Genomic DNA, 21996 nt, shown 5'->3' on the forward strand with positions numbered 1-21996 from the left:
GGTCGGTCACCCTGTGATCGGCCGGCGACTGTTCCGCGCTCTCCCCCTCACCCCCGCCCTGGTCCTGCTCCTCCTCTTCCTCGGCGGGCCCATCGTCTACTGCGCCTGGATCGCCTTCACCGACCTCCAGCTCACCGGCCAGGCGCACTCCTCCTTCGTCGGTTTCGCCAACTTCCGTGCGGCGTTCCACGACGACGCCTTCCTGAACGCCGTCTGGCTGACCCTCGTCTTCACCGTGCTGTCCGCGCTCGTCGGGCAGAACACGCTGGGGCTGGCGCTCGCCGCGCTGATGCGGCGGGCGTCGAAGCCGGTACGGACGCTCACCGGCGGGATCGTCATCACGGCGTGGGTGCTGCCGGAGGTCGTCGCCGGGTTTCTGCTGTACGCCTTCTTCCGGCGGGAGGGGACGCTCAACGCCATCCTCGACTTCCTGCATCTCCCGTCCCAGAACTGGCTGTTCACGCTCCCCATCCTGGCCGTGTCGTTCGCCAACGTGTGGCGGGGCACCGCCTTCTCGATGCTCGTCTACTCCGCCGCCCTCGACGAGATACCGAACGAGATCGAGGAGTCGGCGGAGGTCGACGGCGCCGGCGGCTGGCGGCGGATGTGGCACATCACGCTGCCGATGATCCGGCGGTCCATCGGCACGAACCTGATGCTCAACACCCTCCAGACGCTCTCCGTCTTCGGGCTGATCTGGGTGATGACCAGGGGCGGCCCGGGGGACAGGAGCCAGACCCTGCCCCTCTTCATGTACGAACAGGCCTTCCAGAACAGCATGATCGGGTACGGCACCGCCGTCGCCCTTCTGCTGCTCCTCGTCGGCTCGCTCTTCTCCGTCGTCTACATGCGGCTGCTGCGCACGGAGGTGTGAGCCGAAAGATGCCTCGCAATCGCCACCGCTCGCGCCGCCTCGCCGCCGACCTCGGGCTCCTCGTCGTGGCCGCCGCCTTCGTGCTGCCGCTCGCCTGGGTGCTGCTCTCCGCCGTCGACCCGCACGCCGATCTCCGGGTGCGGATCCCGGACGGCTTCACCTTCGGGAACTTCGACGCGGTCCTCACCCCCGACATCACCTACACGCCGCTGCTCAACAGCCTGATCCTGTGCGGGGGCGCCACCGCTCTCACCGTCGGGTGCGCCGCCCTCGCCGCCTACCCGCTCTCCCGCTACCGCTCCCGGCTCAACCGGCCGTTCCTGCTCTCCATCCTCTTCGCGACGAGCCTGCCCATCACCGCGATCATGGTGCCCGTGTACGCGCTGTTCGTGCGGATCAACCTCATCGACACCATGCAGGGCACGATCCTGTTCTTCGCCGCCTCCCAACTCCCCTTCGCCATCTGGCTGATGAAGAACTTCATGGACGGCGTACCGAAGGAGCTGGAGGAGGCCGCGTGGACGGACGGCGCCAACTCCGCCCAGTCGCTGGTGCGGATCGTGCTTCCGCTCATGGGACCCGGTCTCGCCGTCGTCACCGTCTTCGCCTTCGTGATGATGTGGGGCAACTTCTTCGTCCCGTTCATGCTGCTGCTCTCGCCGGACCAGATGCCCGCCTCGGTCAGCATCAACGACTTCTTCGGCAACCGCGGCACCGTCGCGTACGGCCAGCTCGCCGCCTTCTCCGTCATCTACTCGACGCCGGTGATCCTGCTGTACGTCCTGGTCGCGCGGCGGCTGGGCGGCGGATTCGCGCTGGGCGGCGCCGTCAAGGGATGAACAGGTCACACGTACAAGGGAAACCGTACGTTCGTACAATCCGTGTTCCTGGCCGAACGGACCGTAGTCAATGTCCTTGACCGCCCCTACCTTGTCGGCTGTGCGCCGACCCCCAGCTCTGCCGAACCAGCCAGGTCCCCCCTTCAACGCCCCTGTCGCCCGCAGACTCCGTGCCGCTCTCGGCATGGGTCCCGAACACGTGGCCCACGATCTGCGGGCCTCGTACGGGCTGCCGTACGCCACGCCCGATCTCGTCCTCGCCTGGGAGCGCGGCGCGGTGATCCCCAGCAGTCCCGAACTCACCGCGCTGGCGGGCGTGTTGTGGTGCGCCCCGGGCGAACTGATCGGCCGGCCGCGGACTCTGCGCGAGCACCGGATCGCGCGCGGGCTGGCTCCGGAGGACGTGGCGCTGGCGGTCGGCCTCGACCTTCTCGGGTACCTCGCGATGGAGGAGGACGAGGAGTGGCAGGGCACGGAACGGCAGTCCGCCGCCCTGGCCGAGGCCCTCCGGCTGTCCCTGCCGGACTTCGTCACCGTCACCGGCAAGGAGGAAAGACTGGCGGAGCTGCTGCGGGGCGCGGTCACCACCCGCTGGCAGGCCTACGTCCGCCAGGTGGGCAAGGTCGTCCCCCTGGACAAGCACCTGATCGAGGACACGCTGCGCGATCTGCACGAGAGCTACCAGGGCCAGATGACGGCAACCCTGGCCTGGGGCAACATCCCGACAGCCGAGTCGGCCGAGGACAGGGGAAAGGACTTCCTGACGGGGATCGTCACCCTTTTCTGGGAGCGGATGGACAGCGCCCCGTAAGGGGCGCGGGGAACTGCGCGCTCAACCCCCACCGGCCCGCAGCTCCCCACCACCGAACCGCCCCTTAAAACACCGACTCCGCCTCGTCCATACGATCCTTCGGCACCGTCTTCAACTCGGTCACCGCCTCCGCGAGCGGCACCATCTGGATGTCCGTCCCCCGCAGCGCCGTCATCTTCCCGAAGTCGCCCCGGTGCGCCGCCTCCACCGCATGCCACCCGAACCGCGTCGCGAGGACGCGGTCGTAGGCCGTCGGCGTACCGCCCCGCTGCACGTGCCCGAGGATGACCGGCTTGGCCTCCTTGCCGAGCCGCCGCTCCAGTTCGTACGCCAGGGCCGTGCCGATGCCCTGGAAGCGCTCGTGGCCGTACAGGTCGATCTCGCCCTTGCCGTAGTCCATCGTGCCCTCGGCGGGGTGCGCGCCCTCCGCCACGCAGACCACGGCGAACTTCTTGCCGCGGGCGAAGCGCTCCTCGACCATCTTGACCAGGTGGGCGGGGTCGAAGGGCCGCTCGGGGAGGCAGATGCCGTGGGCGCCGGCCGCCATCCCGGATTCCAGGGCGATCCAGCCGGCGTGCCGGCCCATCACCTCGACGACCATCACCCGCTGGTGGGACTCGGCGGTGGTCTTCAGGCGGTCCATCGCCTCCGTGGCGACGCCCACCGCCGTGTCGAAACCGAAGGTGCGGTCGGTGGACGAGATGTCGTTGTCGATGGTCTTCGGGACGCCGACGACGGGCAGGCCGGCGTCGGACAGCATGCGGGCCGCGGTCAGCGTGCCCTCGCCGCCGATCGGGATCAGCACGTCGATGCCGAACTCCTCCGCCATGTCGGTGGCCCGCTCACAGGCCTCGCGCAGACGGTCCCGCTCCAGTCGCGACGAGCCCAGGATCGTGCCACCGCGGGCCAGGATGCCGCCGACCGCGTCCAGGTCGAGGGGGACGTAGTGGCCTTCGAGCAGACCCCGGAAGCCGTCCTCGAAACCGATGACCTCGTCGTCGTACTGTGCGACAGCCCGATGCACCACCGATCGGATGACGGCGTTCAGGCCGGGGCAGTCGCCGCCTGCGGTGAGAACTCCGATGCGCATGGTGGTGTGTCTCCTGCTCGCTGTCGTTACCGATGAGCCGATCCGATTGTTTCATGCCGCGCGGGCGGGTGAAGTCCTGACGGGCGCCTTATCCGGCGCCGGGGGTATTGTCAAGAGGGTTCCGCTCACCCCGGTGGGCGATTTTTGTGCGGCTATACAGAGACCTGTACGCAGAGACCTATACAGAGACGGAGTGCACACGTGACGCGCAGCGTGTACGTGACCGGGATCGACCGCGGCGACGGCCGCCAGGTCGTCGAGCTGGGCATGATGGAGCTGCTGACCCGGCAGGTCGACCGGGTCGGTGTCTTCCGCCCTCTCGTCCATGACGGTCCCGACCGCCTGTTCGAACTGCTGCGTGCCCGGTACCGCCTCTCCCAGGACCCGGCGACCGTCTACGGCATGGACTACCACGAGGCCTCCGCCCTCCAGGCCGAGCGCGGCGCCGACGAGCTGGTCTCCACCCTCGTCGACCGCTTCCACCTGGTCGCCCGCGACTACGACGTCGTTCTCGTGCTCGGCACCGACTTCGCCGACACCCAGTTCCCGGACGAGCTGTCCCTCAACGCCCGGCTCGCCAACGAGTTCGGTGCCTCGGTGATCCCGGTGGTCGGCGGCCGCGACCAGAGCGCGGAGTCGGTGCTGGCGGAGACCCGGAACGCGTTCCGGGCGTACGACGGTCTGGGCTGTGACGTGCTGGCGATGATCGCCAACCGGGTCGCCCGCGAGGACCGCGACGCGATAGCCGAGCGGATCGACGGGCGGCTGCCGGTGCCGGTGTACGTGCTGCCGGACGAGCCCGCGCTGTCCGCTCCGACGGTCGCGCAGATCGCCCACGCGCTCGGTGCGAAGGTGCTGCTGGGCGACGACTCGGGGCTGGCCCGGGACACCCTGGACTTCGTGTTCGGCGGCGCGATGCTGCCGAACTTCCTGCCCGCCCTGACCCCGGGCTGTCTGGTGGTGACGCCCGGCGACCGCGCCGACCTGGTCGTCGGCTCGCTGGCCGCGCACAGCGCCGGCACCCCGCCGATAGCCGGCGTGCTGCTCACCCTGAACGAGCGGCCCACCGACGAGATCCTCACCCTCGCCGCCCGGCTCGCCCCCGGCACCCCGGTGATATCCGTGCCCGGCAACAGCTTCCCCACCGCCGCCCAGCTGTTCTCCCTGGAGGGCAAACTGAACGCGGCCACCCCGCGCAAGGCGGAGACCGCGCTCGGCCTGTTCGAGCGGTACGTCGACACCGCCGGCCTCAACAAGCGGGTCTCGGCGCCGAGCACCGGCCGGCTCACCCCGATGATGTTCGAGCACAAGCTCCTGGAGCAGGCGCGTTCCGACAAGCGCCGGGTCGTGCTGCCGGAGGGCACCGAGGCCCGGGTGCTGCATGCGGCGGAGGTGCTGCTGCGCCGGGGGGTATGTGACATAACACTGCTCGGGCCCGTCGACCAGATCCGCAAGAAGGCCGCCGACCTCGGCATCGACCTCGGCGACGCCCAGCTGATCGACCCGGCCACCTCGGAACTGCGCGACGCCTTCGCCGAGCAGTACGCCCTGCTGCGCGCCCACAAGGGCGTGACCGTGGAGCTGGCGTACGACGTGGTCGCCGACGTCAACTACTTCGGCACCCTGATGGTGCAGGAGGGCCTGGCGGACGGCATGGTCTCCGGGTCCGTGCACTCGACGGCGGCGACGATCCGGCCGGCCTTCGAGATCATCAAGACCAAGCCGGGGTCGTCGATCGTCTCGTCCGTCTTCTTCATGTGCCTCGCCGACAAGGTGCTGGTCTACGGCGACTGCGCGGTGAACCCGGACCCGAACGCCGAGCAGCTCGCCGACATCGCCGTCCAGGCGGCGGGTACGGCCGCCCGGTTCGGGGTGGAGCCGCGGATCGCGATGCTGTCGTACTCCACGGGTACGTCGGGTTCGGGGGCGGACGTGGACAAGGTGCGGGAGGCGACCGAGCTGGCGCGCTCCCGGCGGCCCGATCTGAAGATCGAGGGGCCGATCCAGTACGACGCGGCGGTGGAACCGTCCGTGGCCGCCACCAAGCTGCCGGGCTCCGAGGTCGCCGGGCAGGCCAGCGTGCTGATCTTCCCGGACCTCAACACCGGCAACAACACCTACAAGGCCGTGCAGCGGTCGGCCGGCGCGATCGCGGTCGGGCCGGTGCTCCAGGGGCTGCGCAAGCCCGTCAACGACCTGTCCCGGGGCGCCCTCGTCCAGGACATCGTCAACACCGTCGCCATCACGGCGATCCAGGCCCAGCACCCGGCCGAGTCCCCGGCCGCGTCCCCGAGCGAGAAGGCAACCGCCCAGTGAGCCACCGTCCGACCCGTGTCCTCGTCCTCAACTCCGGCTCCTCGTCGGTGAAGTACCAGCTGCTGGACATGCGGGACAGCAGCCGGCTGGCGGTGGGGCTGGTCGAGCGGATCGGCGAGCAGACCTCACGGCTGAAGCACACCTGCCTCGGCAGCGGTGACACCCGCGAGGCCGTCGGGCCGATCGCCGACCACGACGCCGCGCTGAAGGCCGTGGCGGAGGAGCTGGGGAGGGACGGGCTCGGGCTGGACTCGCCGGAGCTGGCCGCGATCGGGCACCGGGTGGTGCACGGCGGGATGTTCTTCACCGAGCCGACGGTGATCGACGACGCGGTGCTCGCCGAGATCGAGCGGCTGATCCCGGTCGCCCCGCTGCACAACCCGGCCAACCTGACCGGGATCCGCACCGCGCAGGCGCTGCGCCCGGACCTGCCGCAGGTCGCCGTCTTCGACACGGCGTTCCACACGACCATGCCGGAGTCCGCGGCGCGTTACGCGATCGACCCGAGGATCGCCGACCGGTACCGGATCCGCCGCTACGGCTTCCACGGCACCTCGCACGCGTACGTGTCCCGGGCGACCGCGAGGCTGCTGGGAAAGACACCGGAAGAGGTGAACGTCATCGTGCTGCACCTCGGCAACGGGGCGTCGGCGTCGGCCGTCCAGGGCGGCCGGTGCGTGGACACCTCCATGGGCCTGACGCCTTTGGAGGGGCTGGTGATGGGCACCCGTTCCGGTGATCTGGACCCGGCCGTCATTTTCCATTTGGCCCGGGTTGGCGAAATGTCCATGGATGAGATCGACACTCTTCTCAACAAGAGGAGTGGTTTGTTCGGTCTGTGCGGTGACAACGACATGCGGGAGATCAGGCGCCGGATCGACGAGGGCGACGAAGAGGCAGAGCTCGCCTTCGACATCTACATTCACCGCCTGAAGAAGTACATCGGCGCGTACTGCGCCGTCCTCGGCCGGGTCGACGCGGTGGCCTTCACCGCAGGCGTCGGCGAGAACGCGGCCCCGGTGCGGGAGGCGGCCGTGGCGGGCCTGGAGGGACTGGGGCTCGCGGTCGACCCGGGGCTGAACGCCGTACGAGGGGACGAGCCGCGGCTGATATCGCCGGCCGGTGCGCGCGTCGCCGTCGCGGTGGTGCCGACGGACGAGGAACTGGAGATCGCGACCCAGACGTACGCGCTCGTCGGCACCGGATCGGCACCGGTCGGAAATAACAGCTGAGCACATTAGCGCCCATTTGTATCTTCCACCAGACGGAATATTCCGTAGCGAAACAAACCGATAGGATCGCCCCATGCGCCGTTCGAAAATCGTCTGTACTCTCGGCCCCGCGGTCGACACCCACGAGATGCTCGTCGCCATGATCGAGGCCGGCATGAACGTGGCCCGTTTCAACTTCAGCCACGGCTCGCACGCCGAGCACCAGGGGCGGTACGACCGCGTCCGGGCCGCCGCCAAGGAGACCGGCCGTGCCATCGGCGTCCTCGCCGACCTGCAGGGCCCGAAGATCCGTCTGGAGACCTTCGCCGAGGGACCGGTGGAGCTGGAGCGCGGTGACGAGTTCGTCATCACGACCGAGGACGTCCCGGGCGACAAGACCATCTGCGGTACGACCTACAAGGGCCTGCCGGGCGACGTCTCGCGCGGCGACCAGATCCTCATCAACGACGGCAACGTCGAGCTGAAGGTCCTGGACGTCGAGGGCGCTCGGGTGAAGACGATCGTCATCGAGGGCGGTGTCGTCTCCGACCACAAGGGCATCAACCTGCCCGGCACGGCCGTCAACGTGCCCGCGCTGAGCGACAAGGACATCGAGGACCTCCGGTTCGCGCTGCGCATGGGCTGCGACCTGGTCGCGCTGTCCTTCGTCCGGGACGCCAAGGACGTCAACGACGTCCACCGGATCATGGACGAGGAGGGCCGCCGGGTCCCCGTCATCGCCAAGGTGGAGAAGCCGCAGGCGGTGGAGAACATGGAGGACGTCGTGATGGCGTTCGACGGTGTGATGGTCGCGCGTGGCGACCTCGCCGTCGAGTACCCGCTGGAGCGGGTCCCCATGGTGCAGAAGCGCCTGATCGAGCTGTGCCGGCGCAACGCCAAGCCGGTGATCGTGGCGACCCAGATGATGGAGTCGATGATCACCAACTCCCGTCCGACCCGCGCCGAGGCCTCCGACGTGGCCAACGCGATCCTGGACGGCGCGGACGCGGTGATGCTCTCGGCGGAGTCCTCCGTCGGCGCGTACCCGGTGGAGACCGTGAAGACGATGTCGAAGATCGTCAAGGCGGCCGAGCAGGAGCTGCTCAGCAAGGGTCTGCAGCCGCTCGTCCCGGGCAAGAAGCCGCGCACCCAGGGCGGTTCGGTGGCCCGTGCCGCATGCGAGATCGCCGACTTCCTCGGCGGCCGCGGCCTGGTGGCCTTCACCCAGTCCGGCGACACCGCCCGCCGGCTGTCGCGCTACCGCGCACAGCAGCCGATCATCGCCTTCACCACCGACGAGAACACCCGCAACCAGCTCACCCTCAGCTGGGGCGTGGAGTCGCACGTGGTGCCGTTCGTGAACAGCACGGACGAGATGGTCGACATGGTCGACCAGGAGATCGCCAAGATCAACCGCTTCAACCCGGGCGACACCGTCATCATCACGGCCGGTTCGCCCCCCGGCGTCTCCGGCACCACCAACATGCTCCGCGTCCACCACATCGGCGACACCGGCAGCAAGTGACGCACCGGTAGCGGGTCTTGAACGCAGGACACGACTGTGCCCCGCCGAGTCGGTACTCGGCGGGGCACAGTCGCTTTGCGGCTCCCGGACGGGTCTGTGGCGGCGGTCAGCCGGTTCCGTCGGTCGTGTAGACGTGCATCCCGGGGATGTGCAAGGTGCCGCCGAACTGGGCGGCCTGGGTGACCTTGACGTTGGTGAAGTAGATCAGCGGGATGTTCAGCGGCGGCGGGTTGTTCACGTCGAACGTGATCGGGATCAGGCCGAAGAGGTTGCCGGAGATGGACTCCGTGTACATCGTCGTGGAGCCGTTGCGGATCGTGGACGTGGAACCGGACGCGGCCTGCACGTGGTAGGTCTTGCCGATGTTCGTGTCCTTGACCGTCTGGTGCAGGTCACCGATGTCGGTGCCGCCCGAGATGACGTACTTCAGCACCTTCTTCGTCTCGCCGCTGGCCGTCTTCACCTCGACGATGCCCTGGTAGTCGGCGCTCTTCAGCGTCAGCGAGCTGGCGCTGAGGTACCAGGGGTCGTCCGCCACCGGCACCTTGTTGTCGACACCGCTCGTGTCGTCGGTGGCGGCGTCGCAGTTGGCGGCCGACGCGCTGGAGCTGGCGGAGGCGCTCGGCGAGGCGCTGGACGTGGCGTCCGCGGCCGCCTTGGTGGCCGCGTCCGCCGCCTTGGTCGCCGTGTCGGTGGTGTCCTTCACGGTGTCCGTGACCGTCTTGGCGGTCTTGGAGACGGTGTCCGAGGCCGAGCCGGAGTCGCTGCTGCCGCTGTCGCTGCTCGACGACTTGTCCGAGGAGGACGAGGACGACGAGGACGACGACGAGTCCGCCGAGGCGGAGGCCGACGGCGACGGGCTCGCGGTGGAGTCCGACGAGGACGAGCTCGTCGTGCTGCCGCCGCTGAGGATGCTGCCGATCGCGTTCCCGATCGAGTCCAGCAGGCCGCCACCGCTGCTGCTGCTCTCGGAGGCGGACGGCGACGGGGTGGCCGTGCTGCCGGAGTCCGACGAACCGGAGGAACCCGACGAGTCCGAGGAACCCGAATCGCCCGAGGACGAGGACGACTTGGAGGCGGACGGCGTCGGCGTGGCCGCATCGCCGGAACCTGAATCCGACGAGGAGGACTTGCCGGACGACGTCGCGTCCTGCGAGTCGGACGAGGCCGTGGCGGACGGCGTGGCCGAGTCCGTGGCACCGTCGCTCGCGCTCGCCGAGGCGGAGGGCGAGGCCGAGTCCAGGGCCGCGACGCAGTCCTTGTAGTCCTCGGCGAGGCTCTTCGACGACGCCGACGACGTGCTGTTGGTGTCGGCGATCGCGAGCGTCGACGTGAACCCGAAGCCCATGAGCACGGCCGTCGGCATCGCCACGGAGGCTATCGCCTTGCCCGCCGGCATGTGGAACCTGGTGAACAGCGGCTTCTTGGGTGCCGCATGGCGCGGCCCGGTTCTCACACGGGACTCGTCCACATCAGTCCCGTGGGTCACCTCGTCAGCCGGCACTGTGCCTCCCGTTCGCCCCGTTCACCGGGCTCGTTCCTGACAGGTCGTTCGACTCGTCCACGCCGTCCGCAGCACCCGTGAAGTAGGCGGCCTCCTCCGGAGCGTCGTCCCTGGCCGGCGGGATCTCGCCCTCCGGCTGCGGCTTCGGGGGCGCGCCCGGGGACCAGGCCACGGCCATCGCACCGCCGACGAGGGCGAGCAGGAAGCCCATGACGAAGCCACCGAAGTTGGACACGGGGAGGGACACCAGCGCCAGCAGGATCGCGGCGATTCCCGCGAACGTGCGGATGTGCTTCTGGTACCAGAGGCTGATGCCCAGGACGACGAGCAGCACGCCGATGATCAGGGATCCGGCACCCGCGGTGGTCGCCATCGCCACCGTGAGGTTGCCGATCTGGAGATGCGCGTACGGGAAGTACATGATCGGGAAACCGGCGAGCAGGATGTACAGACCGGCCCAGAACGGCCGTGTGCCCCGCCAGGAGCGGAACTGCAGCCTCCGGCGGGTGAACTGGCCGGGTGCGGCAGGAGTCTCGGCGCTCATGGAAAACAGCTCCCTGGTGCGGCGTTGCTGTGGTGGTGATGTTGTGTGGTGCGGTGGTGGTTCCTTGTACCGCGCGTGAAGACTGTGGGGAGAAGGTGGAGGGCGGGGGTGCCGTCGGCTCCCCCGCCCGTCACAGAGTGCTTAGTAGCACTCCGCTCCCGACGTCGAGATCGACATGTGCAGACCGCTGAGCTTGAAGGTTCCGGCGGTGGTGGCCCACGCCGTCTGCTTCACGCCGGACAGCGAGGCGTGGTCCGCCTCCTGCGCGAACCCGTACGGGTTCGTCTGCTGGTTGCTGACCTCGCTCGACTTGACGCCCGGACCCTTGGTCGAGTCCTTGGCGGCGACACCGATGTTGATGTTGGTGAACGTCGCGTCGGCGGTGAGGTCGTCGAGGTCGATGTACAGCTTGGTCGCCTCGACCGGCTTCTTCGCGTCGGTGCCCGCGTGCAGGATCAGGCTGACGTTGCCGAAGATCGGGACGTTCGGGGTGACCACGGACTGGCACAGGTTGGTGATCTCCGCGCTGTTGAACGCCGAGACCGCCACCGGGTGGATCGTGCTCTTGCCCGCGAGGGTGTAGCCCGAGTCCACCGCACCGTACTGAACGAAGCCGTCACCTTCCAGCGAGTCGGCCGAGACCTTGAACTGCTGGCCCGACACACTGAACGACGCGGCGAGAGCGCCCTGCGCGAGGGCGACACCTATACACGCCGTGGCGGCCACGCTGGGCACCATGACCACAGCGAACCGCTTCCATCTGGTCCCGCCACGCACCTGGGACTCCATATTTCCTCCTTCTCGGACGTACATCTCCTGGCCCGGTATCGCCCCCAACGGCGGCTCGGCCGGGCAGGGATGGGAGAAGTGCTACGTCCTCGGAAGGGGAGCGCCCGCACTCGGAGGCACGAAACGCACCTCGATCACCGGCGATCACCCCCGAGCGACAACCACTGGTCGCGCCTGACACGCATCACGCACAACCTTGCTGGACAGGCTTCGCCGCAGAGCGAAGACCCCCCTGCCCAAGAGCCGGCGTCACTGCCGCCGACTCTGCTCGGTGGGGACCCACATGAACCCGCGGCCCGACCGGCTGTCGGGGTACGGGAATGGACCGAGCGTCGCCGATCGTGGTGCATTCTCGCCGCCCGCACAAGGGGCTTCGTTACTGGGTAGTAACGGGCGGATAACCGAAGGAGGACCCAGCGGTCTCGGAGAGCAACTCTGGGTGGCATCCAAGGGTGGAGCAAAACGGTTGACGGCTGGACAGAACCAGACACATCAACAGCCCTGATTTACTCCGAGTAACAGCGGCCGCGATTACCAAGATTTGGTAAAGAGCGGCCGCTGTGGCCCCGCGTCGGCAAATCTTTCACTCGGGCATCACAGGACGTGACGTTTAGCGACTGGTCAGAACCGTGTTCAGACCGTGATTCAGAACAGCGCCCGCGCCAGCGCCCGGCGCGCCCCCACGACCCGGGGGTCGTCGATGCCCACGACCTCGAAGAGCTCAAGAAGCCGCCGCCGTACGGCATCCCGGTCGTCCCCGGCCGTCCGCTGCACGGTCTCGATCAGCCGCCCGAAGGCGTCCTCGACATGCCCGCCCACCAGATCCAGGTCGGCGGCGGCGATCTGCGCCTCGGCGTCGGCCGGCTTCTCGGCCGCGTCCCTGCGCACCGCCTGCGGGTCCATCCCCTGCACCCGCTGGAGCAACTCGGCCTGCGCGAGGCCCAGCTTGGCCTCGCTGTTGCCCGGGTCGTCGCCCAGCACGTTCTTGTACGCCTGGACCGCACCGCCGAAGTCACCCGCGTCCAGCGCCTGGACGGCGGCTTCGAGGAGCGCGTCGTACGGACCCGCCGGCACCGCGGGCTCCGGCTGGGCGCCCGGCTCCGCGTCGGGATCGACGACGAGCCCGGTCAGGCCGAACCGCTGCTCGGCGACCTGCACCAGCTGGTCCAGCGTCTCGCGGATCTGCTGCTCGGGGGCCGCGCCCTGGAAGAGCGGCAGTGCCTGCCCGGCGACGACGGCGAACACCGCCGGGATCCCCTGGACCCCGAACTGCTGCATCAGCATCTGGTTGGCGTCGACATCGATCTTCGCCAGCAGGAAGCGGCCGCTGTACTCGACGGCGAGGCGCTCCAGGACCGGGCTCAGCTGCTTGCAGGGCTGACACCACTCGGCCCAGAAGTCGATGACGACAGGGACTTCGGCGGACCGCTGAAGGACATCGCGCTCGAAGCCGGCTTCGTCGACGTCGATGACCAGATCGGCCGGGGAGACGGCACCGGCCCCACCGTGCCGGGCCGTTTCGGCGCGCGCCTGCTCGGCCTTGGTCTTGGCCTCCTGGGCCGCCTTGACCGCGGCGAGGTCGACGACGCCGCTCATGGACATGTTCCGTGGCTGCATGCGTCTATCCTCCCCCGTTCCCGCGCGTGTGTGCCCCACAGCCCGGGGACAACCCCCCGGACCCCCGGCCGTTCCCTGTCTCAAGCTCTTCATCGGGCGCCGGGTCCCCACCCCACGCCGTGGTCGTCGCCCGTGCGGTCACCCACGAGCTTTCGCTACGACTCGTAGCGTAATGCCATCGGAGGTCCGCGCGACACCACATTCCGGTGATCTCCCTCACGGCATCACATGAACCGCCGGTTATGGTCATGGGATGCAGAGCCGTACCCCCGCAGGCCGTACCGGCCGCCCGCGCAGCGCCGCCGCGGACGCGGCGATCCTGGAGGCGACGCGGCAGGCGCTGGTCGAACTGGGCTGGTCCAAGCTCACCCTGGGAGACGTGGCCACGCGGGCCGGGGTTGCAAAAACGACCCTCTACCGTCGCTGGGCGGGCAAGAACGAGCTCGTCGTCGACGCGGTGGCGGAACTGTTCGACGAACTCGAACTCCCCGACCGCGGCAGCCTGGCGAACGACATCGAGGGCGTGGTGCTGCAGTTCGCGGCGATCCTGGACCGCCCGGAGGCCCGCAGCGGCCTGATGGCGGCGGTCGCCGAGTCGACCCGCGACGACGCGCTGCGGGAACGTATCCGCGCCTCCATCGTGGACCGCCAGAAGCGGCTGGTCCTGGAGGGCCGGGCCCGGGCGCAGTGCCGGGGCGAACTCCCCTCCGAGCCGGACCCGGAGGAGGCCGCCCGCACAGTGGACCTGATCTTCGACATGGTGGCGGGTGCGGTGGTCCACCGCACCCTGATGAGCGGCAAGCCGGCGGACGAGGCGTGGGTACGCGACTTCACCCGGGTCCTGCTGCTGGGCCTCGCCTCCCAGTCGCCCGAGACGCCCTAGCCACGCCGAGCCGGCCAAGGTGCCCACTTCCCGGCCGACCGAGTCTGGTGGTGGGTGGGTACAGGTCCCGGGGGTCCAGGGGGCGGAGCCCCCTGGTACGCGGCTAGGGCCTGTCTGACAATTCCCGTCGTCGCCCGGAGGGCGGCCTCGCGGCGTCAGGTGCGTGCTCTCGGCGTGCCGGGCGTAGGCCCTCGTACTGGACCGTACCTGGGTCTGCGCCCGGTGCGGCGAGAGTGCGTGCATGGCGTCGCGAGGCAGACGGGAATTGTCAGACAGGCCCTAGAACCCCGCCGGCTCCGTGTACACCCCCCACTCGTCCCGCAGCACCCCGCAGATCTCACCGAGGGTCGCCTCAGCGCGCACGGCGTCGAGCATGGGCTCGATCATGTTGGCGCCGGACCGGGCAGCGCCCAGCATCGCGTCCAGGGCGGCACGCACCGCGCCCTCGTCCCGCGCCGCCCGCCGTGCGCCCAGCACCCGTACCTGCTCCCGCTCGACCTCGTGCGAGACCCGCAGGATCTCCAGGTCCCCGGTGACCGACCCGGTGTGCACGTTGACGCCGACGACCCGCTTGTCGCCCTTCTCCAGCGACCGCTGGTACTGGAAGGCCGACTCGGCGATCTCGCCGGTGAACCAGCCGTCCTCGATGCCCCGCAGGATCCCGGACGTGACCGGCCCGATCGGGTGCCGGCCGTCCGGACGGGCCCGCAGCCCCCGCTCCTTGATCTGGTCGAAGATCTTCTCGGCGTCGGCCTCGATCCGGTCGGTGAGCTGCTCGACGTACCAGGAACCGCCCAGCGGGTCCGCCACGTTGGCGACCCCGGTCTCCTCCATGAGCACCTGCTGGGTGCGCAGCGCGATCTCTGCGGCCTGCTCGCTCGGCAGGGCGAGGGTCTCGTCGAGGGCGTTGGTGTGCAGCGAGTTGGTGCCGCCGAGCACGGCCGCCAGCGCCTCCACGGCCGTCCGCACCACGTTGTTGTACGGCTGCTGCGCGGTCAGCGAGACACCGGCTGTCTGCGTGTGGAAGCGCAGCCACTGCGACTTGTCCGACCGGGACCCGTACACGTCCCGCATCCACCGCGCCCAGATCCGGCGCGCGGCGCGGAACTTGGCGATCTCCTCGAAGAAGTCGACGTGCGCGTCGAAGAAGAACGAGAGACCGGGCGCGAACACGTCCACGTCGAGCCCTCGGCTCAGCCCCAGCTCCACGTACCCGAAGCCGTCCGCGAGCGTGTAGGCCAGCTCCTGCGCGGCCGTCGCACCCGCCTCGCGGATGTGGTAGCCGGACACGGACAGCGGCTTGTACGCGGGGATGCCGGCCGCGCAGTACTCCATCAGGTCGCCGATCAGCCGCAGATGGGGTTCGGGCTGGAACAGCCACTCCTTCTGGGCGATGTACTCCTTGAAGATGTCGGTCTGGAGCGTGCCGTTGAGGACCGACGGGTCGACGCCCTGCCGTTCGGCGGCGACGAGGTACATGCAGAAGACGGGCACGGCGGGCCCGCTGATCGTCATGGACGTCGTGACGTCGCCCAGCGGGATGTCCTTGAACAGGACCTCCATGTCGGCGGCGGAGTCGATGGCGACCCCGCAGTGCCCGACCTCGCCCAGCGACCGCGCGTCGTCCGAGTCCCGTCCCATGAGGGTCGGCATGTCGAAGGCCACGGAGAGACCGCCGCCGCCGTTGGCGAGGATCATCTTGTAGCGCTCGTTGGTCTGCTCGGCGTTGCCGAACCCGGCGAACTGGCGGATGGTCCAGGTCCGCCCGCGGTAGCCGGTCGGATACAGCCCGCGGGTGAAGGGGTACTCCCCCGGCCAGCCGATCCGCTCGAATCCCTCGTATGTGTCCCCTGGTCGGGGCCCGTACACCGGCTCCACGGGGTCCCCGGAGAGCGTGGTGAAGTCCGCGTCCCGCTTGCGGGCCGCGTCGTAACGGGCCTGCCAGCGTCGGCGGCCCTCCTCGATGGCGTCAGCGTCCATACCCTCGAATTTACTAGGACGTCCAAGTAAATGTCGATGGAGAACCGCCGCACGGGTGTCCGTACGGCGGTACGACCCGGGGGTCTACGGCCTAGGCCTGGACCTTCGCGGCCACCGGAGAACCGTCGGTGACCTTGGCGTCCAGCTCACGGGTGACCTTGCGCTCCACGAAGAAGGCGGCGGTCGGGATCGTGCCCGCCAGCAGCACCCACAGCTGCTTGCCGACCGGCCACTTCGCCTTGGAGCCCAGGTCGAAGGCGAAGACCAGGTAGACGACGTAGAGCCAGCCGTGCGCGATGGCGACGACGCGCGTGACGTCGGCCGCACCGTCGATGTCCAGCCCGTACTTGGCGATCATGCTCAGGCACAGCAGCACCAGCAGCACACCGGTGACGTAGGCCAGGACGCGGTAGCGGGTCAGCACGCTCTTTTTCATGGGGACGAGCGTAACCACCCGTTCCGGGAGATCTTGTCCCGGGTCACTCCTGCGCGGAGGGCGGGTTCAGTCCTCGTCGAAGTCGTTCGCGGCGACCCGCAGCGGCCGCAGCATCGCGAAGATCTCCCCGCACTCCTCGGCGTCGTACACCCCGAGCCCGAAGTCCATCTCCATCAGGTCCCGGGTGGCCGCCTCGACGACCTCGCGGCCCTTCTCGGTGATCGTGGCGAGCGTGCCGCGCCCGTCGTTGGGGTTGGGCCGCTTGTCGACCAGACCGGACTTCACCAGCCGGTCGACGGTGTTCGTCACCGAGGTCGGGTGCACCATCAGCCGCTCGCCGATCTTCGACATCGGCAGCTCGCCGGCCTTGGAGAAGGTGAGCAGCACCAGCGCCTCGTAGCGCGCGAACGTCAGCCCGTACGGCTTGACCACCGCGTCCACCTCGGCCAGCAGGATCTGCTGGGCCCGCATGATCGACGTGATCGCGGCCATCGACGGGACGCTTCCCCAGCGCTGCTTCCAGAGGTCGTCGGCTCGGGCGATGGGGTCGAAGGGAAGACTGAGAGGCTTGGGCACGTCACCGACCCTACCGGCCGGTCATATAGCGGTCAGCCGTGTCTCGGCTTTCGGTCACCTTTGCAACGGGCACCGACGGCACGTCAGCCGGCACGCCTGCCGGGGCAGCCGTTGCGGAACCGAGGGCACGCCCGCCAGGGCAGTCGCTACGACAGTCGCTACGGCAGCCGCCGCGGTGTCCGCCGGGTCGCCGCCGCGAGCCCGCAGCAGCACACCGCCCCCACCGCCCCGGCCCCCGCCACCGCGGCCCGTACCCCCACCGCCTCCGCGGCCACCCCCGCCAGCGTCATGCCGACGCCCTGGACGGTCATCAGCCCGGCGCTGAGCACGGTCATGGCCCGGCCGCGCAGCTCCTCGGGCACCGCCCGCACGAACCACTGGTCCAGGCCCAGCGCGTACGCCGACCCCGCCCCCGCCGCCACCAGGAGCAGCAGCGAGAGCGCGAGGGACGGGTGCAGGGCGTAGCCCAGGTACGGCAGCAGGGTGAGGCAGACCAGCGGGAGGGCGATCCGCTCCCGGGCGGCCGGGCCGAGCCGGGCGCCGGCGTACAGCTCCCCGGCGATCGTGCCGACCGGCAGCGCGCACATCAGCAGGCCGAGCCCCGGGGATCCGGTGCCGAGCATGTCGGCGTAGGGGGCGGCGAGCGCCTCGGGGACGACGGCGAACATCGCCGGGATCCAGAAGAGGAGGAGCAGGCGGCGGACGCGGCGGTCGGCGAGCAGCCGCCGGGTGCCCGCAGCGTCCCCGCCGCGCTCCGCGGCCCGGACGCGGGCGGGGCGGTGCCGGGTGCCGAGGCGCAGCAGCGCGGCCGAGGCGAGGAAGGTGCCGACGGTGATCAGCAGGGCGTGCCGCGGGGCGAGGACGGTGAGGAGCAGCCCGCCGAGGCCGTAACCGGCCAGCAGCGCGCTCTGCGCGACGATCCGCAGCAGGGAGCGGCCGAGCACGAACAGCTCGCCGCCGCCGAGGACGTCGGAGAGGGTCGCCATCCGGGTGCCGGCGAACACCGGCGAGACGACGGCGAGCGCGCAGCGCAGCCCGAGCAGCACCCCGATGCCGGTTCCCGGGACCGCCATCACGGCGACGCACCCCGCGCACACCAGGTCGCACACCACCAGCACCCGGCGGGCCGGGAACCGGTCGGCCACCGGGGCCAGCAGCGTGCCGCCGACCAGGTAGGGCAGAAAGCCCAGCGCGAAGGTCAGGGCGCTGAGCAGCGGCGATCCCGTGAGGTCGTACACCAGCACGGAGAGCGCGATCTCGCTGACGATCACGCCGAGCATGGACAGCACATGGGCGGCGAAGACGGCACGGAACTCGGGTACGGCGAGGACCCGGCCGTAGCCGGCGGGTCGCTCCAGGGCAGGCGCGGACATGGAGGGCAGCGTGCCCGCGTCACGGCCGCCCGCTTAGAGTTTCGGCACCAGCCGAATCTTCCGCTCCTCCGCCCGGGACCCCGCCATGCCCTCCCACCTCCACTTCGACGAGGACGACTTCCTCCGGTGCCGGTTCGCCGTGTCACCGCTGTGGGAGACGCAGGAGGCGGTGCGCACGCTGCGGCGGCCGGACCGGCACGGCTATCACGCGCCCTGGCTGCGGCGGATCAGGGCGGTGGCGGCCGGTCTCGACCTGACCCCGCTGTGGCTGCTGATGCCCCGGGGCGGTCACTCCCCCGACTGGCTGCTGCCGCCGCCGACCGGCCCGGCGGCCTCCGTCGAGGAGGAGCTGGCGGCCCTGCGGGCGGTGGACCCGGCGACGGCCCGGGCGGACACCGCACGGTCGCTCGCGGACACGCCGGGCGCGTCGGACTCGCCGACGGCCCGGGCCTGGCTGGCCGATCCGCCGCGCATGATCCGGGAGCTCACGGATGCGCTGGAGGCGGCCTGGCGGGTCCTGGTGGCCCCGGACTGGCCCAGGCTGCGCGCCCTGCTGGAGGCGGACATCGCCTTCCACTCCCGGCGGCTCGCGGAGGTCGGCCTGGGCGGGCTGCTGCCGGAGATCCACCGCCGCTGCGGCTGGCGGTCCGGGACGCTGACCGTTCAGTCGCCCGGAGCGTACGAGCGGCGGCTCGGCGGGCAGGGCCTGGTGCTGATGCCGAGCGTGTTCACCTGGCCGGACGTCATCAGCACCTTCGACCCGCCGGCCAGGCCCACGCTGGTCTACCCGGCCCGGGGCATCGGCGGCCTGTGGACCGACCCGGCCGACACCACCCCCGACGCCCTGGTACGGCTGCTGGGCCGGGGCCGCGCCGCCGTCCTGGCCGCGCTGACCGAACCGGCCACCACCACCGCCCTCGCCCACCGGCTGCGCCTCGCTCCCTCCTCGGTCTCCGCGCACCTTGCGGTCCTGCGCGACGCGGGGCTGCTCACCCGCCACCGCTACGGCCACCAGGTGCTGTACGAGCGGACCCCGCTGGGCATCACGCTGGCTTCGGGGCCGCCGCGCGGCTGACCCGTGCCACGATGAGGCCCATGCCGGAAGCACCCGACGCGGCCACTGCCTGGCGGTGGCTGCTCGAACGACGTCCGAACACCCGTGGCTACATGACCGACGAACTGGTGGAGATCGTGCACGCGGCCCACGCCGAACCGCGGCTGCGCGCCCTGTACCCCTTCCCGAGCCACGGCGGCCTGCACTTCCTGCGCGGTCTGCCCGGCGAGGTACGTCCCGGCGAGCGCCTTCCGCACGTCCTCTACGGCCCGCCGCCGTACACGGTCCACTCGTCCGACTTCACCGAACTGGGCGAGGCCGCGACGGCCGAGGAGGCCGTCGCCCTGCTGGTCGCACACCTGCCGCCCGAGCCGCGGCAGCGCTAACCGCGGCCGGCGCGGCGCAGACGGTGCCGGACCGCGCGCTGGGCCACCGGGCCGAGGTCCTCCAACGCGGCCACCAGCGCGCCGAGTTGCTCCAGGGCGTCCAGGGCCGCGTGGGCGCCGGCCGCGTCGACGCCCTCGTACAGCTCGATGCCGACGAAGGACGCGGCGACCGTGCGGGCGAGCCCGGCCGGGTCGGTGAACTCCCCGAAGGGCGTGGCCGCGAGGACCCGGACGAGCACCTTCTCTATCTCGGCGATCCACAGGTCGAGCCCGGCCGCCGTGGCGGGCCGGAGCGCCTCGTGGGTCTGCGCGCCGGCCAGCAGCTGCCCGAGCAGGGCGACATGGCCGCCCACCCGCGCCTCCTCGTGGATCTGCCGCCCCACGGTGAGCAGTTCGGCGAACGAGCCGACGGCGGCGAGCCGGGGACGGAAGCGGGCGACGGCCTGCTCGGCACCGTACCGGCAGGCCGCGGCGAGCAGTTCGTCCACGGATCCGAAGTGGTAGAAGACCAGTGCCTGGTTGACCCCGGCGGCCGCCGCCACCGTTCGGGCCGAGGTCTTGGCGATCCCCTGCTCGGTGAGCGTCCGCAGCGCGCCCTCCAGCAGCTTGGTCTTCGTCTCCAGGGACTTGGCGGTCTCCGGGCTCACGCGCGCGGCTCCTCACGGACGGGCCGCAGCCCGGGCCGCACCCCGCAGCCGCGGATGCCGGTGTACGACGCCTCGAAGGTGCCCTGGTAGCCGAAGAGCGGCCCGAAGTACCGGTTCACGACCCGCACCCGGATGCGGAAGCGGCCGGCCCGGTCGTCGTAGGACTCGCGCACCTCGGCGGTGGCGCCGACGAGCTCGGGGACGCGGACGTCCACCGGACCCTCCCTGAAGCGGTGTTCGCCGGAGCGGATCAGCAGGGAGCCGTCGGGCTCGGCGTGGAAGTGCAGTTCGCTGGCGAGGTGCTGATGGGTGCCGAGGTAGTCGAGGATGCGGTCGCCCTTGGGGCTGAGCACCATCTGGGCGTCGAAGCGGCGGGGGCGGCCGGGCAGGTCGAAGGTGCGCACGAAGGTCACCGTCTCACGGCCGTAGCTGTCCGCGTAGGGCACATTCTCGATCTTGAAGGGGACGTTCCTCGCGGCCTTCGGAACCAGGATGTTGCGGGTGGTGCCGAGCGCCAGGAACGGCTTCACGAAGGCCCCGCCGTGCCAGATCCGGTCCATCACGCCGTGGCCGGTGCAGGCCTCGCCGCTCGCCAGGCCGACCGAGAAGCGGCGCTGGAGCTGCGGGTGCAGCCGGTCGAAGTCGGGGCCGAGCACGGTGCGGAACATCGAGGTCACGGCTGCTTCTCCAGGGTGCGCAGGATGCGCGGGGCGGTCACTCGGGCGGGCGGGGTGCGCAGGCAGCGGCGGGCGGCCGGGGTGGTGGCGAGCGGAGACTTGACGAGGGCCAGGAAGAGGGCGACGACCAGGAGGAGCGGGACCAGGAAGGCGACGGTGGGCGCGAGGGTGCCGAGGACCGGGCCCCGGCTCAGGCCGGTGCCGCAGCCGGCGATCGTCAGCGCCCGGGCCGCCATCTCGGCGAGCCAGTTCCACCGTGCCCGTTCCGGGGTGATCCCGCGCTCCAGCCACAGCCGCAGCCGGTCGAAGGACCAGGCGGTCGCCCAGCCCATCAGGGGGCGGAGGACCAGCCGGTCGGCGAGCGCGCCGACGGCGCCCCACCGGGGCCGGTAGTCGTAGCCGGTGAGGAAACGGACGCCCCCGGGGACCGGTACGTACCGCCAGTACCCGCTGCCCTCGGCGAGCAGCGAGAGCGGGTCCGGGGAGGCGAAGCGCAGGGCGGAGGTGCGGGTGCCGTCGGGGCGTTCCCTCTCCCCCGCGGAGACGCCGGTACCGGCGACCGTCAGGAACGGCAGCACGCGCGTGGCGTAACGGAAGCGCCGCGGTTCGCCCTCCGCACGCGGGAGGTAGGTGATCTCGGTGAACCTCAGGTCCCAGCGCTGGTGCTGCCCGGGGTCCTGGGTGCGTGCCCACAGTTCGTCGAGGTCGGCGCGGATGTGCGCCTCTATGTAGAGCCCCATTGGTGTCGTACCCCCGTCACCTGGTCCTTTGAGCTCATTTTGAGCGATCGCTCAAAACTCCCGAGATGAAGTTACCCTTTTTTGAGCGATCGCTCAATCGCGGGGCAGAGGAAAACCCCGGCCC

21 protein-coding genes are annotated in these 21996 nt (G+C 70.4%); 9 read left to right on the forward strand and 12 right to left on the reverse strand.

Features of this window, described 5'->3' with window-relative positions:
* Positions 1 to 13 precede the first annotated feature (13 nt).
* The 3 genes from SSP29_RS02080 (at position 14) to SSP29_RS02090 (ending at position 2524) form a co-directional block, all read left to right on the forward strand.
* On the forward strand, positions 14 to 874 hold the full coding sequence (locus SSP29_RS02080; protein WP_089098708.1) for a carbohydrate ABC transporter permease: 861 nt from the start codon (positions 14 to 16) through the stop codon (positions 872 to 874).
* An 8-nt stretch (positions 875 to 882) separates the two neighbouring features.
* A complete protein-coding gene (locus SSP29_RS02085; protein ID WP_089098709.1) occupies positions 883 to 1713 on the forward strand; it encodes a carbohydrate ABC transporter permease in 831 nt (276 codons plus the stop codon).
* A gap of 70 nt (positions 1714 to 1783) precedes the next feature.
* Positions 1784 to 2524: a helix-turn-helix domain-containing protein gene (locus SSP29_RS02090; RefSeq protein ID WP_089098710.1), complete on the forward strand. Its 741-nt coding sequence runs from the start codon at positions 1784 to 1786 to the stop codon at positions 2522 to 2524.
* A 64-nt stretch (positions 2525 to 2588) separates the two neighbouring features.
* Here the strand turns inward: SSP29_RS02090 and SSP29_RS02095 are convergent, their stop codons facing one another.
* Positions 2589 to 3614 carry an ATP-dependent 6-phosphofructokinase gene (locus SSP29_RS02095; protein WP_089098711.1) on the reverse strand — a complete coding sequence of 342 codons (1026 nt, stop codon included), beginning with the start codon at positions 3612 to 3614 and terminating at the stop codon, positions 2589 to 2591.
* Positions 3615 to 3815: 201 nt separating this feature from the next.
* Between SSP29_RS02095 and pta the strand changes: the two genes are divergently transcribed.
* The 3 genes from pta (at position 3816) to pyk (ending at position 8666) form a co-directional block, all read left to right on the forward strand.
* Entirely contained in the window at positions 3816 to 5930 is a 2115-nt protein-coding gene (pta, locus tag SSP29_RS02100) for a phosphate acetyltransferase (protein ID WP_089098712.1), read from the forward strand.
* On the forward strand, positions 5927 to 7162 hold the full coding sequence (locus tag SSP29_RS02105) for an acetate kinase (protein ID WP_089098713.1): 1236 nt from the start codon (positions 5927 to 5929) through the stop codon (positions 7160 to 7162). The genes pta and SSP29_RS02105 overlap by 4 nt, the downstream gene beginning before the upstream one ends.
* Positions 7163 to 7235: 73 nt before the next feature.
* On the forward strand, positions 7236 to 8666 hold the full coding sequence (pyk, locus tag SSP29_RS02110) for a pyruvate kinase (protein ID WP_089098714.1): 1431 nt from the start codon (positions 7236 to 7238) through the stop codon (positions 8664 to 8666).
* A gap of 106 nt (positions 8667 to 8772) precedes the next feature.
* Here the strand turns inward: pyk and SSP29_RS54840 are convergent, their stop codons facing one another.
* The 4 genes from SSP29_RS54840 to SSP29_RS02135 form a co-directional block, all read right to left on the reverse strand.
* The gene (locus SSP29_RS54840; protein ID WP_174855913.1) at positions 8773 to 10170 is read right to left on the reverse strand and encodes a hypothetical protein; all 1398 of its coding nucleotides are present in this window, start codon (positions 10168 to 10170) and stop codon (positions 8773 to 8775) included.
* Complete coding sequence (locus tag SSP29_RS02120; RefSeq protein ID WP_089098715.1) at positions 10160 to 10714, reverse strand: DUF6114 domain-containing protein; 555 nt, start codon at positions 10712 to 10714, stop codon at positions 10160 to 10162. Before SSP29_RS02120 ends, SSP29_RS54840 begins: the two co-directional genes overlap by 11 nt.
* A gap of 141 nt (positions 10715 to 10855) precedes the next feature.
* Positions 10856 to 11503 carry a DUF6230 family protein gene (locus tag SSP29_RS02125; protein ID WP_089098716.1) on the reverse strand — a complete coding sequence of 216 codons (648 nt, stop codon included), beginning with the start codon at positions 11501 to 11503 and terminating at the stop codon, positions 10856 to 10858.
* Between the two features lie 645 nt (positions 11504 to 12148).
* Positions 12149 to 13120 carry a tetratricopeptide repeat protein gene (locus tag SSP29_RS02135; protein WP_089098717.1) on the reverse strand — a complete coding sequence of 324 codons (972 nt, stop codon included), beginning with the start codon at positions 13118 to 13120 and terminating at the stop codon, positions 12149 to 12151.
* Between the two features lie 253 nt (positions 13121 to 13373).
* Here SSP29_RS02135 and SSP29_RS02140 point away from each other — a divergent pair, with 253 nt between their 5' ends.
* Positions 13374 to 14003, forward strand: a complete 630-nt coding sequence (locus tag SSP29_RS02140) for a TetR/AcrR family transcriptional regulator (RefSeq protein ID WP_089098718.1) — start codon at positions 13374 to 13376, stop codon at positions 14001 to 14003.
* Between the two features lie 279 nt (positions 14004 to 14282).
* On the opposite strand, the gene icmA is transcribed toward SSP29_RS02140, so the two are convergent.
* The 4 genes from icmA to SSP29_RS02160 form a co-directional block, all read right to left on the reverse strand.
* Positions 14283 to 15983, reverse strand: a complete 1701-nt coding sequence (gene icmA / locus SSP29_RS02145; RefSeq protein ID WP_089098719.1) for a coenzyme B12-dependent isobutyryl-CoA mutase large subunit — start codon at positions 15981 to 15983, stop codon at positions 14283 to 14285.
* A 91-nt stretch (positions 15984 to 16074) separates the two neighbouring features.
* Entirely contained in the window at positions 16075 to 16419 is a 345-nt protein-coding gene (locus SSP29_RS02150) for a DUF3817 domain-containing protein (RefSeq protein ID WP_089098720.1), read from the reverse strand.
* 66 nt (positions 16420 to 16485) lie between these two features.
* Positions 16486 to 16995 carry a MarR family winged helix-turn-helix transcriptional regulator gene (locus SSP29_RS02155; RefSeq protein WP_089098721.1) on the reverse strand — a complete coding sequence of 170 codons (510 nt, stop codon included), beginning with the start codon at positions 16993 to 16995 and terminating at the stop codon, positions 16486 to 16488.
* A gap of 158 nt (positions 16996 to 17153) precedes the next feature.
* The gene (locus SSP29_RS02160) at positions 17154 to 18368 is read right to left on the reverse strand and encodes an MFS transporter (protein ID WP_089098722.1); all 1215 of its coding nucleotides are present in this window, start codon (positions 18366 to 18368) and stop codon (positions 17154 to 17156) included.
* Between the two features lie 85 nt (positions 18369 to 18453).
* On the opposite strand from SSP29_RS02160, the gene SSP29_RS02165 reads away from it, so the two are divergent.
* The gene (locus SSP29_RS02165) at positions 18454 to 19443 is read left to right on the forward strand and encodes an ArsR/SmtB family transcription factor (protein WP_089098723.1); all 990 of its coding nucleotides are present in this window, start codon (positions 18454 to 18456) and stop codon (positions 19441 to 19443) included.
* A gap of 20 nt (positions 19444 to 19463) precedes the next feature.
* On the forward strand, positions 19464 to 19808 hold the full coding sequence (locus SSP29_RS02170; protein WP_089098724.1) for a DUF6193 family natural product biosynthesis protein: 345 nt from the start codon (positions 19464 to 19466) through the stop codon (positions 19806 to 19808).
* Here SSP29_RS02170 and SSP29_RS02175 read toward each other — a convergent pair.
* Genes SSP29_RS02175 through SSP29_RS02185 form a run of 3 tightly spaced genes read right to left on the reverse strand, consistent with a single transcriptional unit; the run spans position 19805 to position 21872 of the window.
* Positions 19805 to 20455, reverse strand: coding sequence for a TetR/AcrR family transcriptional regulator (locus SSP29_RS02175; protein WP_089098725.1), 651 nt, complete (start codon positions 20453 to 20455; stop codon positions 19805 to 19807). The genes SSP29_RS02170 and SSP29_RS02175 overlap by 4 nt on opposite strands.
* A complete protein-coding gene (locus SSP29_RS02180) occupies positions 20452 to 21132 on the reverse strand; it encodes a DUF4166 domain-containing protein (protein WP_089098726.1) in 681 nt (226 codons plus the stop codon). The genes SSP29_RS02175 and SSP29_RS02180 overlap by 4 nt, the downstream gene beginning before the upstream one ends.
* Entirely contained in the window at positions 21129 to 21872 is a 744-nt protein-coding gene (locus SSP29_RS02185) for a hypothetical protein (RefSeq protein WP_089098727.1), read from the reverse strand. The genes SSP29_RS02180 and SSP29_RS02185 overlap by 4 nt, the downstream gene beginning before the upstream one ends.
* Between the last annotated feature and the right edge of the window lie 124 nt (positions 21873 to 21996).

The organism is Streptomyces hyaluromycini (assembly GCF_002217755.1).
GTDB classification, from domain to species: domain Bacteria; phylum Actinomycetota; class Actinomycetes; order Streptomycetales; family Streptomycetaceae; genus Streptomyces; species Streptomyces hyaluromycini.

Bases quoted from the DNA above. Each gene is read 5' to 3' on its own strand.
- SSP29_RS02165 (WP_089098723.1), top strand. From the start codon at position 18,454: ATGCCCTCCCACCTCCACTTCGACGAGGACGACTTCCTCCGGTGCCGG.
- SSP29_RS02160 (WP_089098722.1), bottom strand. From the start codon at position 18,368: ATGTCCGCGCCTGCCCTGGAGCGACCCGCCGGCTACGGCCGGGTCCTC.
- SSP29_RS02120 (WP_089098715.1), bottom strand. From the start codon at position 10,714: ATGAGCGCCGAGACTCCTGCCGCACCCGGCCAGTTCACCCGCCGGAGG.
- SSP29_RS02170 (WP_089098724.1), top strand. From the start codon at position 19,464: ATGCCGGAAGCACCCGACGCGGCCACTGCCTGGCGGTGGCTGCTCGAA.
- SSP29_RS02150 (WP_089098720.1), bottom strand. From the start codon at position 16,419: ATGAAAAAGAGCGTGCTGACCCGCTACCGCGTCCTGGCCTACGTCACC.
- SSP29_RS02140 (WP_089098718.1), top strand. From the start codon at position 13,374: ATGCAGAGCCGTACCCCCGCAGGCCGTACCGGCCGCCCGCGCAGCGCC.
- SSP29_RS02090 (WP_089098710.1), top strand. From the start codon at position 1,784: ATGTCCTTGACCGCCCCTACCTTGTCGGCTGTGCGCCGACCCCCAGCT.
- SSP29_RS02135 (WP_089098717.1), bottom strand. From the start codon at position 13,120: ATGCAGCCACGGAACATGTCCATGAGCGGCGTCGTCGACCTCGCCGCG.
- SSP29_RS02085 (WP_089098709.1), top strand. From the start codon at position 883: ATGCCTCGCAATCGCCACCGCTCGCGCCGCCTCGCCGCCGACCTCGGG.
- icmA (WP_089098719.1), bottom strand. From the start codon at position 15,983: ATGGACGCTGACGCCATCGAGGAGGGCCGCCGACGCTGGCAGGCCCGT.
- SSP29_RS02185 (WP_089098727.1), bottom strand. From the start codon at position 21,872: ATGGGGCTCTACATAGAGGCGCACATCCGCGCCGACCTCGACGAACTG.
- SSP29_RS02095 (WP_089098711.1), bottom strand. From the start codon at position 3,614: ATGCGCATCGGAGTTCTCACCGCAGGCGGCGACTGCCCCGGCCTGAAC.
- SSP29_RS02125 (WP_089098716.1), bottom strand. From the start codon at position 11,503: ATGGAGTCCCAGGTGCGTGGCGGGACCAGATGGAAGCGGTTCGCTGTG.
- pyk (WP_089098714.1), top strand. From the start codon at position 7,236: ATGCGCCGTTCGAAAATCGTCTGTACTCTCGGCCCCGCGGTCGACACC.